19 protein-coding genes are annotated in these 16,682 nt (G+C 41.0%); 16 read left to right on the top strand and 3 right to left on the bottom strand.

The features are described 5' to 3' along the window. Window positions 1–84 precede the first annotated feature (84 nt). From pgk to dnaJ, 12 genes are all read left to right on the top strand, one after another. Window positions 85–1,281, top strand: a complete 1,197-nt coding sequence (gene pgk / locus O3601_RS05480) for a phosphoglycerate kinase (RefSeq protein ID WP_001096743.1) — start codon at window positions 85–87, stop codon at window positions 1,279–1,281. Window positions 1,282–1,416: 135 nt separating this feature from the next. Continuing rightward, complete coding sequence (locus O3601_RS05475; protein ID WP_000119915.1) at window positions 1,417–1,944, top strand: aromatic acid exporter family protein; 528 nt, start codon at window positions 1,417–1,419, stop codon at window positions 1,942–1,944. Between the two features lie 76 nt (window positions 1,945–2,020). Beyond that, on the top strand, window positions 2,021–2,377 hold the full coding sequence (gene glnR / locus O3601_RS05470; RefSeq protein ID WP_000659548.1) for a transcriptional repressor GlnR: 357 nt from the start codon (window positions 2,021–2,023) through the stop codon (window positions 2,375–2,377). 36 nt (window positions 2,378–2,413) lie between these two features. Continuing rightward, the gene (gene glnA / locus O3601_RS05465) at window positions 2,414–3,760 is read left to right on the top strand and encodes a type I glutamate--ammonia ligase (protein WP_001122886.1); all 1,347 of its coding nucleotides are present in this window, start codon (window positions 2,414–2,416) and stop codon (window positions 3,758–3,760) included. A 113-nt stretch (window positions 3,761–3,873) separates the two neighbouring features. Continuing rightward, a complete protein-coding gene (locus O3601_RS05460) occupies window positions 3,874–4,194 on the top strand; it encodes a PadR family transcriptional regulator (protein WP_261025342.1) in 321 nt (106 codons plus the stop codon). Beyond that, the gene (locus O3601_RS05455; protein WP_261025343.1) at window positions 4,194–4,769 is read left to right on the top strand and encodes a DUF2812 domain-containing protein; all 576 of its coding nucleotides are present in this window, start codon (window positions 4,194–4,196) and stop codon (window positions 4,767–4,769) included. Before O3601_RS05460 ends, O3601_RS05455 begins: the two co-directional genes overlap by 1 nt. A 32-nt stretch (window positions 4,770–4,801) precedes the next feature. Then, a complete protein-coding gene (locus O3601_RS05450; RefSeq protein WP_261025344.1) occupies window positions 4,802–5,314 on the top strand; it encodes a DUF2812 domain-containing protein in 513 nt (170 codons plus the stop codon). A 160-nt stretch (window positions 5,315–5,474) separates the two neighbouring features. Next, window positions 5,475–6,509: a heat-inducible transcriptional repressor HrcA gene (gene hrcA / locus O3601_RS05445; protein WP_261084952.1), complete on the top strand. Its 1,035-nt coding sequence runs from the start codon at window positions 5,475–5,477 to the stop codon at window positions 6,507–6,509. Between the two features lie 26 nt (window positions 6,510–6,535). Next, complete coding sequence (gene grpE / locus O3601_RS05440) at window positions 6,536–7,060, top strand: nucleotide exchange factor GrpE (RefSeq protein ID WP_000046041.1); 525 nt, start codon at window positions 6,536–6,538, stop codon at window positions 7,058–7,060. 39 nt (window positions 7,061–7,099) lie between these two features. Continuing rightward, complete coding sequence (locus O3601_RS05435) at window positions 7,100–7,327, top strand: hypothetical protein (protein ID WP_261025345.1); 228 nt, start codon at window positions 7,100–7,102, stop codon at window positions 7,325–7,327. 244 nt (window positions 7,328–7,571) lie between these two features. After that, window positions 7,572–9,395, top strand: coding sequence for a molecular chaperone DnaK (gene dnaK, locus O3601_RS05430; RefSeq protein WP_000034667.1), 1,824 nt, complete (start codon window positions 7,572–7,574; stop codon window positions 9,393–9,395). 507 nt (window positions 9,396–9,902) lie between these two features. Then, the gene (gene dnaJ, locus O3601_RS05425) at window positions 9,903–11,042 is read left to right on the top strand and encodes a molecular chaperone DnaJ (RefSeq protein WP_261105963.1); all 1,140 of its coding nucleotides are present in this window, start codon (window positions 9,903–9,905) and stop codon (window positions 11,040–11,042) included. Window positions 11,043–11,322: 280 nt separating this feature from the next. Here dnaJ and O3601_RS05420 read toward each other — a convergent pair whose 3' ends face one another. Next, window positions 11,323–11,610 (bottom strand): hypothetical protein, encoded by a 288-nt coding sequence (locus O3601_RS05420; RefSeq protein WP_000777748.1) that lies wholly within the window; start codon window positions 11,608–11,610, stop codon window positions 11,323–11,325. Between the two features lie 9 nt (window positions 11,611–11,619). Beyond that, window positions 11,620–12,030, bottom strand: a complete 411-nt coding sequence (locus tag O3601_RS05415; protein WP_261048237.1) for an HIT family protein — start codon at window positions 12,028–12,030, stop codon at window positions 11,620–11,622. A 67-nt stretch (window positions 12,031–12,097) separates the two neighbouring features. Here O3601_RS05415 and O3601_RS05410 point away from each other — a divergent pair, with 67 nt between their 5' ends. Together O3601_RS05410 and O3601_RS05405 are read left to right on the top strand one after the other, a co-directional pair. Next, window positions 12,098–12,829, top strand: coding sequence for an ABC transporter ATP-binding protein (locus O3601_RS05410; protein ID WP_261070595.1), 732 nt, complete (start codon window positions 12,098–12,100; stop codon window positions 12,827–12,829). Next, a complete protein-coding gene (locus tag O3601_RS05405) occupies window positions 12,826–13,875 on the top strand; it encodes an ABC transporter permease (protein WP_371471608.1) in 1,050 nt (349 codons plus the stop codon). The genes O3601_RS05410 and O3601_RS05405 overlap by 4 nt, the downstream gene beginning before the upstream one ends. Window positions 13,876–13,936: 61 nt before the next feature. On the opposite strand, the gene O3601_RS05400 is transcribed toward O3601_RS05405, so the two are convergent. Next, window positions 13,937–14,266 carry a helicase BlpT gene (locus tag O3601_RS05400; RefSeq protein WP_261048230.1) on the bottom strand — a complete coding sequence of 110 codons (330 nt, stop codon included), beginning with the start codon at window positions 14,264–14,266 and terminating at the stop codon, window positions 13,937–13,939. Between the two features lie 295 nt (window positions 14,267–14,561). Between O3601_RS05400 and O3601_RS05395 the strand changes: the two genes are divergently transcribed. Continuing rightward, a complete protein-coding gene (locus O3601_RS05395) occupies window positions 14,562–15,299 on the top strand; it encodes a LytTR family DNA-binding domain-containing protein (RefSeq protein ID WP_261074724.1) in 738 nt (245 codons plus the stop codon). Between the two features lie 13 nt (window positions 15,300–15,312). Continuing rightward, entirely contained in the window at window positions 15,313–16,662 is a 1,350-nt protein-coding gene (locus O3601_RS05390) for a sensor histidine kinase (protein WP_371471606.1), read from the top strand. The last annotated feature ends 20 nt before the right edge of the window (window positions 16,663–16,682 follow it).

Genomic DNA, 16,682 nt, shown 5'->3' with positions numbered 1-16,682 from the left:
GAAAAATCTTGTGAAATCTTTCCTTATATTTCCAAAGTGTGATATAATAGTTTCGAATAAAATAAATAAAGGGGTTTTTGTAACATGGCAAAACTTACTGTTAAAGACGTTGACTTGAAAGGTAAAAAAGTCCTCGTTCGTGTTGACTTCAACGTACCATTGAAAGATGGCGTAATCACTAACGACAACCGTATCACAGCAGCTCTTCCAACTATTAAGTACATCATCGAACAAGGTGGACGTGCAATTCTTTTCTCTCACCTTGGACGTGTGAAAGAAGAAGCTGATAAAGCTGGTAAATCACTTGCTCCTGTAGCAGCAGACTTGGCAGCTAAATTGGGCCAAGACGTTGTTTTCCCAGGTGTCACTCGTGGTGCTGAATTGGAAGCAGCGATCAACGCTCTTGAAGATGGACAAGTTCTTTTGGTTGAAAACACTCGTTACGAAGATGTTGACGGCAAAAAAGAATCTAAAAACGATCCTGAACTTGGTAAATACTGGGCATCACTTGGAGATGGTATCTTCGTAAACGATGCATTTGGTACAGCTCACCGTGCACATGCATCTAACGTTGGTATCTCAGCAAACGTTGAAAAAGCAGTTGCTGGTTTCCTTCTTGAAAACGAAATTGCCTACATCCAAGAAGCAGTTGAAACTCCAGAACGTCCATTCGTGGCTATCCTTGGTGGTTCAAAAGTTTCAGACAAGATCGGTGTTATCGAAAACTTGCTTGAAAAAGCTGATAAAGTTCTTATCGGTGGTGGTATGACTTACACATTCTACAAAGCACAAGGTATCGAAATCGGTAACTCACTTGTAGAAGAAGACAAATTGGATGTTGCGAAAGCTCTTCTTGAAAAAGCAAACGGTAAATTGATCTTGCCAGTTGACTCAAAAGAAGCTAACGCATTTGCTGGTTACACTGAAGTGCGTGATACTGAAGGTGAAGCAGTTTCTGAAGGTTTCCTTGGTCTTGACATCGGTCCAAAATCTATCGCTAAATTTGACGAAGCTTTGACTGGTGCGAAAACAGTTGTATGGAACGGACCTATGGGTGTATTTGAAAACCCAGACTTCCAAGCTGGTACAATCGGTGTGATGGACGCTATCGTGAAACAACCAGGCGTTAAATCAATCATCGGTGGTGGTGACTCAGCTGCCGCAGCGATCAACCTTGGACGTGCAGATAAATTCTCATGGATCTCTACTGGTGGTGGAGCATCAATGGAACTTCTTGAAGGTAAAGTTCTTCCAGGACTTGCAGCCTTGACAGAAAAATAAGATTTTATAACTAAATCAAAGAAGAGAGGGATGAAAGTTCCTCTTTTCTTTTGCTTAAAATAAAAACGCTTCCTCTCAACTATTGCTCATAAAATCAGCCAATTTATGATAAAATGGAAATAGAAAGTTGAGATTATGAGTTATTTTAAAAAATATAAATTCGATAAATCCCAGTTCAAACTTGGTATGCGAACCTTTAAAACAGGTATTGCTGTTTTTCTAGTTCTCTTGATTTTTGGCTTTTTTGGCTGGAAAGGTCTTCAAATCGGTGCTTTGACAGCCGTTTTTAGCCTGAGGGAGAGTTTTGATAAGAGTGTCCATTTTGGGACTTCGCGTATTCTAGGAAATAGTATCGGTGGCCTCTATGCCCTGGTCTTCTTCCTATTAAATACCTTTTTCCACGAAGCCTTTTGGGTAACCTTAGTAGTTGTTCCAATATGCACCATGTTAACCATTATGACAAATGTAGCCATGAATAACAAAGCAGGGGTTATTGGTGGTGTAGCAGCCATGTTAATCATTACCCTATCGATTCCGAGTGGAGAGACAATTTTGTACGTATTTGCGCGTGTATCAGAAACGTTCATGGGAGTTTTTGTCGCAATTCTCGTAAATTACGATATTGATCGTATTCGGCTCTTTTTAGAGAAAAAAGAAAAATAATGTTACATTTTATAACATTATCAATTGACGTTTGTCTTTTTTTAGACTATAATAGACAGAAAGAAGGAAATTGTAAATGAAGGAAAAAGAATTTCGCCGAAATATGGCTGTTTTTCCTATCGGCAGTGTTATGAAGTTGACCGATCTATCGGCGCGTCAGATTCGTTATTATGAAGATCAAGAGTTGATTAAGCCTGATCGAAACGAAGGGAACCGTCGCATGTATTCCTTGAATGACATGGATCGTCTGCTTGAAATCAAAGATTATATCTCTGAAGGTTATAATATCGCTGCCATTAAGAAAAAATATGCTGAACGTGAAGCGAAATCCAAGAAAGCGGTTAGTCAGACTGAAGTACGTCGTGCACTTCACAATGAACTCCTCCAACAGGGTCGCTTTGCTTCAGTACGGTCACCTTTTGGTCGCGGTTAGGCAACCGCAAGTAGTCATACATTAAGGAGAAAACTCATGCCAATCACAGCTGCAGATATTCGTCGTGAAGTCAAGGAAAAAAATGTTACCTTTATCCGTCTCATGTTCTCAGATATTTTGGGAACCATGAAAAACGTCGAAATTCCTGCTACAGATGAACAGTTAGATAAAGTCTTGTCAAACAAGGCTATGTTTGATGGATCTTCTATTGAAGGTTTTGTACGTATCAATGAGTCAGATATGTACTTGTACCCTGACTTGGATACATGGACAGTCTTCCCGTGGGGAGATGAAAATGGAAGTGTTGCAGGTTTGATCTGTGATGTCTATACAACAGAAGGTGAACCATTTGCAGGGGACCCTCGTGGTAATCTGAAGCGTGCACTTCGTCATATGGAAGAAGTAGGATTCAAGTCCTTCAACCTTGGACCAGAGCCAGAATTCTTCCTATTTAAACTTGATGAAAATGGAGACCCAACACTTGAAGTAAATGATAAGGGTGGCTACTTTGATTTGGCACCTACTGACCTTGCGGACAATACACGTCGTGAGATTGTGAATGTCTTGACCAAAATGGGATTTGAAGTAGAAGCCAGTCACCACGAGGTTGCGGTTGGACAGCATGAAATTGACTTCAAGTACGATGAAGTTCTCCGTGCCTGTGATAAGATTCAAATCTTTAAACTTGTTGTTAAAACCATTGCTCGCAAACATGGTCTTTACGCAACCTTTATGGCTAAACCGAAATTTGGTATTGCTGGATCAGGTATGCACTGTAATATGTCCTTGTTTGATGCAGAAGGAAATAATGCCTTCTTTGATCCAAATGATCCAAAAGGAATGCAGTTGTCAGAAACGGCCTACCATTTCCTTGGTGGTTTGATCAAGCATGCTTACAACTATACTGCTATCATGAACCCAACGGTTAACTCATACAAACGTTTGGTTCCAGGTTATGAAGCGCCTGTTTACATTGCTTGGGCTGGTCGTAACCGTTCACCACTTGTGCGCGTGCCTGCTTCGCGTGGTATGGGAACTCGTCTAGAGTTGCGTTCAGTGGATCCGATGGCGAACCCATATATCGCTATGGCGGTTCTTTTGGAAGTTGGTTTGCATGGTATTGAAAATAAAATCGAAGCACCAGCTCCTATCGAAGAAAATATCTACATCATGACAGCAGAAGAGCGTAAGGAAGCTGGTATTACAGACCTTCCATCAACTCTTCACAACGCTTTGAAAGCCTTGACAGAAGATGAAGTTGTCAGAGCAGCTCTTGGAGAACATATCTATACTAGTTTCCTTGAAGCCAAACGAATCGAATGGGCAAGTTATGCAACCTTCGTTTCACAATGGGAAATTGATAATTATTTAGACCTTTACTAATATAGAAGAAAGATTGCCTGAGGGCGGTCTTTTTTCTTGTGTTTTATATCGAGGTGTGATATATTTTATATAACGAAGTGCGATATATCGAACTAAATAGGAGGTGGCTATACATGGAATTAACGGATAAGATCCGTCGTGTTTATCTTCCTATGACGGAAACGGGTTTTTATATCTTGTTCTGTCTGCAGAAGGAGAATCATGGATATGGTATTACACAAAAGGTCAAGGAGATGACAGATTCGCAAGTTTTAATTAGTCCTGGGACTATGTATGGTACCTTGTCAAAAATGGAAAAGGATGACTTGATTGCCTTTATCCGAGAAGAGGAGAAACGGAAAATCTATCAGATCACAGACTTGGGACGAAAAGTCTTAGATATTGAATTGAAGCGTATTGAACGGCTCTATAGAAACAGTCGGGAGGAAGGATGATGGAAAAGAAAATTGTTTATCGAATTTTTACAATTGCGGATTATGAGAGGGAGGCTCTATACTTTAGAGAAATGCATGCTAAGGGCTGGAAACTTAGAAAAGTAAGCTATTCTATCTTATTGTTTGTAGTTAAGTATACCTTTGAAAAATGTCAGCCTGAGCAAGTATCTTATCAGTTGGATTTTTACCCAATGGAAAAATCAGAGAGAGCCTCCTATTTACAACTGTTTAAAGACTGTGGCTGGGAGCATATTACAGACTTTAATAGTTTTTCCTATTTTAGAAAAGCGTATTCTGAAATTGAATCGGATGCAGAATTTGAAATTTATAATGACGCTGCTGGGAAGTTAGATATGGTTAATCGCATTTTAAGCCTGCGATTAGTACCTGTTTTACTTTTGCTAGCCATACATATACCATTATTACTTAAATTGCTCAATAGGAGTAATGCGTATGGTCTATGGAGTTTACTTGCGGTCGGGCTAGATATTTTCTTATCTTTGATCCTTTTGTTAATAGTTTCTTATATTGGCTGGAAGTTATGGCATAAAAAGAAGGAATTATCAGATTTATGAGGGTAGGTATTCTCAAAATGGGAGGGGAAGTCATGATAAATAAAAAGCAATTTCGGATTTTCACTATTCTTGATTTGGACAAGGAAGAAGAGTATTTGCATGAGATGCACTTGAAAGGCTGGAAGTATAGAACTAGTCGTTTTGGTTTGTTCTATTTTGACCAATGTCAACCGGACGATGTCATCTACCGTATCTATGATTCTAGATTTCTTAAAAAGTATCAGCATGAATTGCAAGATTTTAGAAATAGAGGTTGGGAATTGATAGAAGCAGGTTTTTGTTCAATTCTCCGTAAACCAGCTTCTGATATACTTACAGAGGATCAAGATTATACGAGTAAGAGCCTCGGATGGGAATTTATGCAATCTAGATTTCGTTCCTGTACAGCCACTTTCTTAGGCGGTCTTGTTGTTTGTATGAGTGTATTTAAAAAAGAGCTTTCTATGTCTTTCTTCATTATTTTTCTTTTATATGCCTTTCTGATTTCTTATCTAATCCATGGTTTTGTCAGACTTAAAAAGAAATACCAAGTAGATGGAAGGTAAGGTTCTAGGTCTTCAGACTGATTTTTAGCACTCTTGGTAAAAGAGTGCTAATTTTTTGAGTTTTTATCTTGACATTCTCTCCTAAGGGTGTATAATAGAATCATGAGTTAGCACTTGAGTGTGTTGAGTGCTAATTGATCAGACAGAGAGGAGTGATGAGATGGTTACAGAGCGTCAGCAGGATATTTTAAATCTGATTATTGACATCTTTACCAAAACGCACGAACCTGTCGGATCCAAAGCCTTGCAAGAGTCTATTAACTCTAGTAGTGCAACCATTCGTAATGATATGGCGGCTTTAGAAAAGCAAGGTTTGCTTGAGAAGGCTCATACTTCAAGTGGTCGGATGCCAAGTGTTGCTGGTTTTCAGTACTATGTGAAACACTCACTGGATTTTGACCGACTGGCTGAAAATGAGGTTTATGAGATTGTCAAAGCCTTTGATCAGGAATTCTTCAAACTGGAGGATATTCTGCAAGAGGCTGCTAATCTACTGACAGACTTGAGTGGCTGTACGGTAGTAGCACTGGATGTTGAGCCGAGCAGGCAACGTTTGACAGCCTTTGACATCGTTGTTTTGGGGCAACATACAGCCTTGGCAGTATTTACCCTAGACGAGTCACGAACGGTTACTAGTCAGTTTCTGATTCCAAGGAACTTCTTACAGGAGGATTTGCTGAAACTGAAGAGCATCATTCAGGAACGTTTCCTCGGCTACACTGTTTTAGATATTCACTATAAGATTCGGACGGAGATTCCGCAGATTATCCAGCGTTACTTTACAACGACGGACAATGTGATTGATCTCTTTGAACATATCTTTAAGGAAATGTTTGACGAAAACATTGTGGTGGCGGGCAAGGTCAATCTCTTAAATTTTGCTAATCTAGCTGCTTATCAGTTCTTTGACCAACCGCAAAAGGTGGCTCTGGAGATTCGTGAGGGGTTGCGTGAAGATCAGATGCAAAACGTCCGTGTTGCAGACAGTCAAGAGTCCTGTCTAGCTGACCTAGCGGTGATTAGTAGCAAGTTCCTCATTCCTTATCGGGGAGTTGGAATTCTAGCGATTATAGGTCCAGTCAATCTGGATTACCAACAGCTAATCAACCAAGTCAATGTGGTCAACCGTGTTTTGACCATGAAGTTGACAGATTTTTACCGCTACCTCAGCAGTAATCATTACGAAGTACATTAAGATTGAAATCATTAAAGGAGGCGAAAATGGCCCAAGATATAAAAAATGAAGAAGTAGAAGAAGTCCAAGAAGAGGAAGTTGTGGAAACGGTAGAAGAAACAACTCCTGAAAAGTCTGAGTTGGACTTGGCAAATGAACGTGCAGATGAGTTCGAAAACAAATACCTTCGCGCTCATGCAGAAATGCAAAATATCCAACGTCGTGCCAATGAAGAGCGTCAAAACTTGCAACGTTATCGTAGCCAAGACTTGGCAAAAGCGATTCTCCCTTCTTTGGACAACCTTGAGCGTGCACTCGCAGTTGAAGGTTTGACAGATGATGTGAAGAAGGGCTTGGAAATGGTGCAAGAAAGCTTGATTCACGCTTTGAAAGAAGAAGGAATCGAAGAAATCACAGCAGACGGTGAATTTGACCATAACTACCATATGGCCATCCAAACTCTCCCAGCAGACGATGAACACCCAGCAGATACCATCGCCCAAGTTTTTCAAAAAGGCTACAAACTCCATGACCGCATTCTAAGACCAGCAATGGTGGTAGTGTATAATTAGAAATTTTATATGTCGAAACAATATAGCAGGAAGATGAGAATGAAAAAGATAGCGGCTACAAATTGGGCTATTGGAATTGTCGTTTTCTTTCTGGTAGTAGGGATATTTTTTGCTTATCCTATTTCGGAAGGAGCACAAGTTTCTTATTTTGGAACGCAACCAGTAATTTGGCTGCAAAAAGTATTAGAACTTATATTGCAACCTATTTTAATTGGTCAATTGTTATTCTTGCTTACAGAAGATATATCAGTAAGTAAGAAAGACTGATTTAGTATTGTCCGAAACGACAATAAACTATGAAGAAAGATAAGAGGCAAGCTGGAGGCTTGCAAGGAAGATATTTCCCACCGTGGTGAAAGTTTCAGTAGCTTCTGCTACTGAAACAGGGGATTTTTGAGACAATAGGCTCAAAAATAAGTGATGAAATCCCGTAGGGAGTTGCTCACGTCCCCACCGCTTAAGGGAAATATCAAAAATCAAAATTCGAATTAAAATTTAAGGAGAAAAACACATGTCTAAAATTATCGGTATTGACTTAGGTACAACAAACTCAGCAGTTGCAGTTCTTGAAGGGACTGAAAGCAAAATCATCGCAAACCCAGAAGGAAACCGTACAACTCCATCTGTAGTCTCATTCAAAAACGGCGAAATCATCGTTGGTGATGCTGCAAAACGTCAAGCAGTTACAAACCCAGATACAGTCATCTCTATCAAATCTAAAATGGGAACTTCTGAAAAAGTTTCTGCAAACGGAAAAGAATACACTCCACAAGAAATCTCAGCTATGATTCTTCAATACTTGAAAGGCTACGCTGAAGACTACCTTGGTGAAAAAGTAACCAAAGCAGTTATCACAGTTCCTGCTTACTTCAACGACGCTCAACGTCAAGCAACTAAAGACGCTGGTAAAATCGCTGGTCTTGAAGTAGAACGTATCGTCAACGAACCAACTGCAGCTGCTCTTGCTTACGGTTTGGACAAGACTGACAAAGAAGAAAAAATCTTGGTATTTGACCTTGGTGGTGGTACATTCGACGTCTCTATCCTTGAATTGGGTGACGGTGTCTTCGACGTATTGTCAACTGCAGGGGACAACAAACTTGGTGGTGACGACTTTGACCAAAAAATCATCGATCACTTGGTAGCAGAATTCAAGAAAGAAAACGGTATTGACTTGTCTACTGACAAGATGGCAATGCAACGTTTGAAAGATGCAGCTGAAAAAGCGAAGAAAGACCTTTCTGGTGTAACTTCAACACAAATCAGCTTGCCGTTTATCACTGCAGGTGAGGCTGGACCTCTTCACTTGGAAATGACTTTGACTCGTGCTAAATTTGACGATTTGACTCGTGATCTTGTTGAACGTACAAAAGTTCCAGTTCGTCAAGCCCTTTCAGATGCAGGTTTGAGCTTGTCAGAAATCGACGAAGTTATCCTTGTTGGTGGTTCAACTCGTATCCCAGCCGTTGTAGAAGCTGTTAAGGCTGAAACTGGTAAAGAACCAAACAAATCAGTTAACCCTGATGAAGTAGTTGCTATGGGTGCTGCCATTCAAGGTGGTGTGATCACTGGTGATGTCAAAGACGTTGTCCTTCTTGACGTAACACCATTGTCACTTGGTATCGAAACAATGGGTGGAGTATTTACAAAACTTATCGATCGTAACACTACAATCCCAACATCTAAATCACAAGTCTTCTCAACAGCAGCAGATAACCAACCAGCCGTTGATATCCACGTTCTTCAAGGTGAACGCCCAATGGCAGCTGATAACAAGACTCTTGGACGTTTCCAATTGACAGATATCCCAGCTGCACCTCGTGGAATTCCTCAAATCGAAGTAACATTTGACATCGACAAGAACGGTATCGTGTCTGTTAAGGCAAAAGATCTTGGAACTCAAAAAGAACAAACAATTGTCATCCAATCAAACTCAGGTTTGACTGATGAAGAAATCGACCGCATGATGAAAGATGCAGAAGCAAACGCTGAAGCTGATAAGAAACGTAAAGAAGAAGTAGACCTTCGTAACGAAGTAGACCAAGCTATCTTTGCGACTGAAAAGACAATCAAGGAAACTGAAGGCAAAGGATTCGACGCAGAGCGTGACGCTGCCCAAGCTGCCCTTGATGACCTTAAAAAAGCTCAAGAAGACAATAACTTGGACGAAATGAAAGCAAAACTTGAAGCATTGAACGAAAAAGCTCAAGGACTTGCTGTTAAACTTTACGAACAAGCCGCAGCAGCACAACAAGCTCAAGCAGGAGCAGAAGGCGCACAAGCAACAGGAAACGCAGGTGATGACGTCGTAGACGGAGAGTTTACGGAAAAGTAAGATGTTGAGGCGTTAAGAAAACGAAAGAAAAATAGGAAGCCATCGCCTTGTGCGATGCACAAAAGATGGCTTATCTTTTTTCCGAAGTTTTTAGCCGAAACTCAGTTAAGCCTAACTCGTCAAGAATGACTAATCACTAAAGTGATTGTCATTCTAAGGTGCTTTGCCTAAATGTTAATAATTATAAGAAGAAATCCAGAGGTTGCAACCCAGCCTCTGTTTTTCGATAAAAAGAGTCTAAACCTGATTTATTTGGGGTTTGTCTCATCAATATGAAATACAGGAATTGAACCCGACCTAAATGGTGGTTTCGTTCCGCAACAATAACAGAAAGGAACAAAGGTGTTCAGGGAATTGAACACGGGTTCCAAAGTTTCTTACTCAATATAAAAGAAAGGAATTGAACCCGACCTAAATTCTCGAAAAAAAGATAAATCTGCCTAGGAGCATCGCTCCAGCGTCAGATTTCCTATTTTTCGGTCGAATTTTACGGTCTTGGTATCTTGTATGAACAATACTGAATTTTATGATCGTCTGGGGGTGTCAAAAAACGCTTCGGCAGACGAGATCAAAAAGGCTTATCGTAAGCTTTCTAAAAAATACCACCCAGATATCAACAAGGAGCCTGGTGCTGAGGAAAAATACAAGGAAGTTCAAGAAGCCTATGAGACTTTGAGTGACGACCAAAAACGGGCTGCCTATGACCAATACGGTGCTGCTGGTGCCAATGGTGGCTTTGGAGGCTTCGGTGGTGGAGCTGGCGGTTTCAACGGGGCAGGAGGCTTCGGTGGTTTTGAGGACATCTTTTCAAGTTTCTTCGGCGGAGGCGGTGCTTCACGAAATCCAAATGCTCCTCGTCAGGGGGATGACCTCCAATACCGTGTGAATTTGACCTTTGAAGAAGCTATTTTTGGAGCTGAAAAAGAGGTTAAGTACAATCGTGAAGCAAGCTGTAGTACATGTAATGGCTCAGGTGCTAAGCCAGGAACAAGTCCAGTCACTTGTGGACGCTGTCATGGTGCTGGTGTCATTAACGTCGATACACAGACTCCGCTTGGTATGATGCGTCGCCAAGTAACCTGTGATGTCTGTCATGGTCGCGGAAAAGAAATCAAAGATCCATGTATAACCTGTCATGGAACAGGGCATGAAAAACAAGCGCATAGCGTACATGTCAAAATTCCTGCTGGTGTGGAAACAGGTCAACAAATTCGCCTAGCTGGTCAAGGTGAAGCTGGATTTAACGGTGGACCTTACGGTGACTTGTATGTAGTGGTTTCTGTGGAAGCCAGCGACAAGTTTGAACGTGAAGGAACGACTATCTTCTACAATCTCAACCTCAACTTTGTCCAAGCAGCTCTTGGTGACACAGTAGATATTCCAACTGTTCACGGTGATGTTGAATTGGTTATTCCAGAGGGTACTCAGACTGGTAAGAAATTCCGTCTACGTGGAAAAGGAGCTCCGAGCCTTCGTGGCGGTGCAGTTGGTGACCAATACGTTACTGTCAATGTCGTAACACCGACAGGCTTGAATGACCGCCAAAAAGCAGCGCTTAAAGAATTCGCAGCTGCTGGTGATTTAAAAGTCAATCCAAAGAAAAAAGGTTTCTTTGACCATATTAAAGATGCCTTTGATGGAGAATAAAGTAAAAAGAGCCGTCGGGCTCTTTTTGCTTTATAGATTTTTTAAGACTTTCCTTAAGTAATGACGGACGGTAGCGACCTTCTTCGAAGTTCCATACCTAAACTTTGAACTTAGGTCTCAAAGTTTCCGGAAACCTGAAACCAAACTGTTTCAGGTGTTTTCATTACGGCGGAAAGACTTCGATTTAGTTGTGAAATGGTGAATGAGTTGCCTAAATTATGGTGTATAGTTGATGGGATATAACTTGTTTACATTTTAAAAAAGAGCCGAGTAGCTCTTTTTACTTATCTTCGATTTCCTGTGTTTCTTTAATCACAGCTAGTCTAGTCTGGATATCTTTTTCCAAGACCTTAAACTTGTAAGTCAGGTCTTCTTGGTATTCCTTGATGAGTTCTTTTTGCTGGTCGATGATTTGCAGGCTGTTTTGGATAATATCCACATCGTCTTTGATAGCTTGAACGCGGTCAGTGGTATTCAAGACTTCATCTGTGATGGTTTGGCGATTTTTTGTGATTAGATAACTTCCAGCTGCAGCTCCTGCAAATAGCAGTAGATTGGATAATTTCATGGCAACTCCTTATGCGTTTTTGATGGTTTCAGCGATTTGAGCAAGTTTGTCAAAGTCTGGTTCGTGGGCGATAAAATCAATCTTGAGGTCATCGTCCGCACTGTAGCGAGGCACAAGGTGAACGTGGGTATGAAAGACTGTTTGACCAGCGACTTCTTCACAGTTGGCAATGATATTCATGCCAGCAGCCTTAGTGGCTTTCATGACTTTTTGAGCCACTTTTGGCACTTGGGCAAAGAGTTGGCTGGCGCTAGTAGCGTCCATTTCTAAAAGATTGCGATAGTGTTCTTTTGGCACGACTAAGGTGTGACCTGGTGTCACTTGAGAGATATCAAGAAAGGCAAGAACCTGCTCATCTTCATATACTTTTGAAGCAGGAATTTCCCCTGCGATGATTTTACAAAAAATGCAATCTGACATAAAATCTACCTCTACTGTATTGAATTTTGATATAATATAGCTACATTATACCAGATTTGGAGAAAATATGTTAGAAATTAAAAATCTGACAGGTGGTTATGTTCATGTCCCTGTCTTGAAAGATGTGTCCTTTACCGTTGAAAGTGGGCAGTTGGTCGGTTTGATTGGTCTCAATGGTGCTGGGAAATCAACGACGATCAATGAGATTATCGGTCTGTTGACACCTTATAGCGGTTCCATCAATATCAATGGCCTGACTCTGCAAGAAGATGCGACTAGCTATCGCAAGCAGATTGGTTACATTCCTGAGACGCCTAGCCTGTATGAAGAATTGACCCTCAGAGAGCATATCGAAACGGTTGCTATGGCTTATGCTATTGAGCAAAAGGTGGCTTTTGAGCGAGTAGAACCTTTGTTAAAAATGTTCCGTCTGGATCAGAAATTGGACTGGTTCCCTGTTCATTTTTCCAAAGGGATGAAGCAGAAGGTCATGATTATCTGTGCTTTTGTGGTGGATCCGAGTCTTTTCATCGTGGATGAGCCTTTCCTTGGTCTTGATCCACTGGCTATTGCAGACTTGATTCAGCTTTTGGAAGTGGAAAAGCAAAAGGGCAAGTCCATTCTTATGAGTACCCACGTGCTGGATTCGGCGGAGAAGATGTGTGATGCTTTTGTCATTCTCCACAAGGGAGAGGTGCGTGCCAAGGGAAATCTCTTGCAACTGCGCGAAGCCTTTGATATGCCTGAGGCTAGTTTGAATGATATTTACTTGGCTCTGACCAAGGAGGAGGAGCTATGAAAGACTTGTTTTTAAAGAGAAAGCAGGCTTTTCGTAAGGAGTGTCTTGGTTATCTGCGCTATGTGCTCAATGACCACTTTGTCTTGTTCCTGCTTGTCCTGCTGGGCTTTCTAGCCTACCAGTACAGTCAACTCTTGCAAGATTTTCCTGAAAATCATTGGCCTATCCTTTTGTTTGTGGGCATTACGTCTGTTTTACTTTTACTTTGGGGAGGAATTGCCACCTATATGGAGGCTCCAGACAAGCTCTTTCTCTTGGTTGGAGAAGAAGAAATCAAGCTCCATCTCAAGCGTCAAACTGCTATTTCCCTAGGCTTTTGGCTCTTTGTTCAGACCCTTTTCTTGCTTTTATTTGCGCCTTTATTTTTAGCCATGGGTTATGCCTTACCACTTTTTTTGATCTATGTGCTTTTATTGGGGGTAGGAAAATATATCCTCTTTCGTCAAAAGGCCAGCAAATTTTTCACTGAAACTGGGCTGGACTGGGACTATGTCATTTCCCAAGAAAGTAAGCGCAAGCAAGTCTTGCTTCGTTTCTTCGCCCTCTTTACGCAGGTCAAGGGAATTTCAAACAGTGTCAAGCGTCGTGCCTATCTGGACTTTATCCTAAAGGTTGTTCAGAAAGTTCCTGGGAAGATTTGGCAAAATCTCTATCTGCGTTCTTATCTGCGAAATGGAGACCTCTTTGCCCTCAGTCTTCGACTTCTCTTGCTTTCCATATTGGCGCAGGTCTTTATCGAGCAAGCTTGGATTGCGACAGCAGTGGTGGTTCTCTTTAACTACCTCTTGCTCTTCCAGTTGCTTGCCCTCTATCACGCCTTTGACTACCAGTATTTGACCCAACTCTTTCCACTGGACAAGGGGCAAAAGGAAAAAGGCTTGCAGGCGGTAGTCCGAGGATTGACCAGTTTTGTTTTACTTGTGGAATTAGTTGTTGGGTTGATTACCTTCCAAGAAAAACTTGCTCTTCTAGCCTTGCTGGGTGCAGGTTTGGTTTTACTAGTCTTATATTTGCCTTATCAGGTAAAACGTCAGATGCAGGACTAACATTGCTTATATGATATTAAAAAAGAAGTTGAGTTCAGTTTGTCTCAGCTTCTTTTATTTTTTACAAGAGAATGGTTGGGCCGTAGAGACTTAACTTGGTCTTGACTTGGTCAAAGTGAAAACGGTCATAGGCCCGCCAAGCGGTGCGAGTAGGAGCGTCTGGATTGAGAGCGCTGAGTCCCATGAGAAGACTGCAAGTCTGGTAAAATTTTTCCAGTTCAATCAAGAATCGATTATCCACTGTCTCAGCTTTAGAGAGAAAGCGGAGGATATTGTCCAGTTGCTCCTGAAATCGGACGTCGTCAGCGGTTGCCTGTTTGCATGCTTGGTAGGCTTTGTTCAAGTCAGTAATCAAAGTCTGAGCTGTTTTGATAGGGTCTGTATCTGTCATGAGAATGCCTCCTTTAATCTGGGTGCCAGTCTTGTTTCTAGCAACTGTGTTTTGATACTGTCAGTCTATCACTTTTATCTCCTTTTTCACCATCAAATCTTTAATTGCCCTTGAAATTTCCTGAATGGTACTGTTAAGATTTTATGATAAAATAGTGGTAAGATTATCATGCTTATTTGAGGAACAAGATACCCTTCAGGAGCGTTAAAGGCCTGTTTAAGATTTGGTGGGCTTGTATCATAGTATTTTTGCTATTCTCTTTTTAGGAAGAAATCGAAACAAGGAGAGTAAAAAGATGAGAATATTTGTTTTAGAAGATGATTTTTCCCAACAGACTAGGATTGAAACGACGATTGAGAAACTCTTGAAAGAACATCATATCACTCCCAGTTCTTTTGAGGTCTTTGGTAAGCCAGACCAGCTGCTGGCAGAGGTGCATGAGAAGGGGGTGCATCAGCTATTCTTTTTGGATATTGAGATTCGAAATGAGGAGATGAGGGGTCTGGAAGTGGCTAGAAAGATTCGGGATCGAGACCCCTATGCTCTCATCGTCTTTGTGACGACTCACTCGGAGTTTATGCCCTTGTCCTTTCGCTACCAAGTGTCAGCTTTGGACTACATTGATAAGGCCTTGTCGGCAGAGGAGTTTGAATCTCGGATCGAGACAGCCCTCCTCTATGCCAATAGTCAAGATAGTAAGAGTCTGGCGGAAGATTGCTTTTACTTTAAATCAAAATTTGCCCAATTCCAGTATCCTTTTAAAGAGGTCTACTATCTCGAAACATCGCCCAGAGCCCATCGTGTTATTCTCTATACTAAGACGGACAGGCTGGAATTTACAGCGAGTTTAGAGGAGGTTTTCAAGCAGGAACCTCGTCTCTTGCAGTGCCACCGCTCTTTTCTCATCAATCCTGCCAATGTGGTTCGTTTGGATAAGAAAGAAAAACTTCTTTACTTTCCCAATGGTGGAAGCTGTATGATAGCGCGTTATAAGGTCAGGGAAGTGTCTGAAGCTATCAATAACTTACACTAAGTGAGGTGCTGGAATGGAATTAGTTTGGAAGATAGTATATGTGTTTTTGATATCTGGATTGGAATTGTTTATATTTTTTAAGGTGGATGGAATTGTTCTAACTCTGGAGAGAGTTTTTAAGTCCTTTCTTTTTAAGCTACTTTTAGCAGTTGTTTTTGTAACGATTAGCTATATAGTAGGAAATACTTACCTATCTTATTTTATGGAACCCTTGTACGGCATTGGTTTATCTTTCTTATTGTTAAGAGGGCTTCCTAAAAAACTACTCTTCTTTTATGGTCTCTTTCCAATGATGTTGGTGAATCTTTTTTTCAGGGTAGTCTCCTATTTTGTGCTTCCATTTTTGGGGCAAGAGCATGTGTATGATGACCGCTCTTTTATTTGGTTATGTATAAAAATTTTCATTTGCTTTATTTCTCTAGCCTTTTTGAAATGGTTAGACTATGATTTTACTAGTTTGAGGAGGGAGATTCTCGATAAAGGTTTTCAACAGTCTCTGACTAAGATTAACTGGATAATGGGGGCTTACTATCTAGTGATGCAAAGTCTGTCTTATTTTGAAAATGTACAAGGTATTCAATCAACGACTGTTCGCCATCTGATTCTAGTGTTTTACCTACTCTTTTTTATGGGGGTTATCAAGAAGCTGGATACCTATTTGAAGTACAAACTCCATGAGAGACTGGACCAAGAGCAGGCCTTGCGCTACAGAGATATGGAACGCTATAGTCGGCATATAGAGGAACTTTACAAGGAAGTACGGAGTTTTCGCCATGACTACACCAACCTCTTGACCAGTTTACGTCTGGGCATTGAAGAGGAGGATATGGAGCAGATAAAAGAGGTCTACGACTCGGTCTTAAAGGATTCCAGTCAGAAATTGCAGGACAACAAATATGACCTTGGCAGATTGGTAAATATTCGTGATAAAGCCCTCAAAAGTCTACTAGCAGGGAAATTTCTAAAAGCTAGAGATAAGAACATTGTCTTTAATGTCGAAGTTCCTGAGGAGATTCAGGTAGAGGGGATGAGCCTGCTTGATTTTCTGACTATTGTGTCTATCCTTTGTGACAATGCTATTGAAGCCAGTGCAGAGGCCAGTCAACCTCATGTTTCAATTGCTTTTTTAAAAAATGGAGCACAGGAGACCTTTATCATTGAAAATTCCATTAAAGAAGAGGGTATAGACATTTCTGAGATTTTCTCCTTTGGAGCCAGTTCTAAAGGGGAGGAGAGAGGAGTTGGTCTCTATACCGTCATGAAAATTGTGGAAAGCCATCCTAATACCAGTCTAAATACCACCTGTCAAAATCAAGTCTTTCGTCAGGTTTTAACAGTTCACTCGATGTCAGTTGATGATTAGAAGATCTGTGGAAAGAAGTA

This window comes from Streptococcus sp. 20925_1_69 (assembly GCF_041432365.1).
In the GTDB taxonomy this organism is placed as follows: Bacteria; Bacillota; Bacilli; order Lactobacillales; family Streptococcaceae; genus Streptococcus.
Note: the sequence above shows the minus strand (reverse complement) of the source record. Positions and strands in the feature narration are given on the sequence as shown.

Bases quoted from the DNA above. Each gene is read 5' to 3' on its own strand.
- pgk (WP_001096743.1), top strand. From the start codon at position 85: ATGGCAAAACTTACTGTTAAAGACGTTGACTTGAAAGGTAAAAAAGTC.
- O3601_RS05475 (WP_000119915.1), top strand. From the start codon at position 1,417: ATGAGTTATTTTAAAAAATATAAATTCGATAAATCCCAGTTCAAACTT.
- glnR (WP_000659548.1), top strand. From the start codon at position 2,021: ATGAAGGAAAAAGAATTTCGCCGAAATATGGCTGTTTTTCCTATCGGC.
- glnA (WP_001122886.1), top strand. From the start codon at position 2,414: ATGCCAATCACAGCTGCAGATATTCGTCGTGAAGTCAAGGAAAAAAAT.
- O3601_RS05460 (WP_261025342.1), top strand. From the start codon at position 3,874: ATGGAATTAACGGATAAGATCCGTCGTGTTTATCTTCCTATGACGGAA.
- O3601_RS05455 (WP_261025343.1), top strand. From the start codon at position 4,194: ATGGAAAAGAAAATTGTTTATCGAATTTTTACAATTGCGGATTATGAG.
- O3601_RS05450 (WP_261025344.1), top strand. From the start codon at position 4,802: ATGATAAATAAAAAGCAATTTCGGATTTTCACTATTCTTGATTTGGAC.
- hrcA (WP_261084952.1), top strand. From the start codon at position 5,475: ATGGTTACAGAGCGTCAGCAGGATATTTTAAATCTGATTATTGACATC.
- grpE (WP_000046041.1), top strand. From the start codon at position 6,536: ATGGCCCAAGATATAAAAAATGAAGAAGTAGAAGAAGTCCAAGAAGAG.
- O3601_RS05435 (WP_261025345.1), top strand. From the start codon at position 7,100: ATGAAAAAGATAGCGGCTACAAATTGGGCTATTGGAATTGTCGTTTTC.
- dnaK (WP_000034667.1), top strand. From the start codon at position 7,572: ATGTCTAAAATTATCGGTATTGACTTAGGTACAACAAACTCAGCAGTT.
- dnaJ (WP_261105963.1), top strand. From the start codon at position 9,903: ATGAACAATACTGAATTTTATGATCGTCTGGGGGTGTCAAAAAACGCT.
- O3601_RS05420 (WP_000777748.1), bottom strand. From the start codon at position 11,610: ATGAAATTATCCAATCTACTGCTATTTGCAGGAGCTGCAGCTGGAAGT.
- O3601_RS05415 (WP_261048237.1), bottom strand. From the start codon at position 12,030: ATGTCAGATTGCATTTTTTGTAAAATCATCGCAGGGGAAATTCCTGCT.
- O3601_RS05410 (WP_261070595.1), top strand. From the start codon at position 12,098: ATGTTAGAAATTAAAAATCTGACAGGTGGTTATGTTCATGTCCCTGTC.
- O3601_RS05405 (WP_371471608.1), top strand. From the start codon at position 12,826: ATGAAAGACTTGTTTTTAAAGAGAAAGCAGGCTTTTCGTAAGGAGTGT.
- O3601_RS05400 (WP_261048230.1), bottom strand. From the start codon at position 14,266: ATGACAGATACAGACCCTATCAAAACAGCTCAGACTTTGATTACTGAC.
- O3601_RS05395 (WP_261074724.1), top strand. From the start codon at position 14,562: ATGAGAATATTTGTTTTAGAAGATGATTTTTCCCAACAGACTAGGATT.
- O3601_RS05390 (WP_371471606.1), top strand. From the start codon at position 15,313: ATGGAATTAGTTTGGAAGATAGTATATGTGTTTTTGATATCTGGATTG.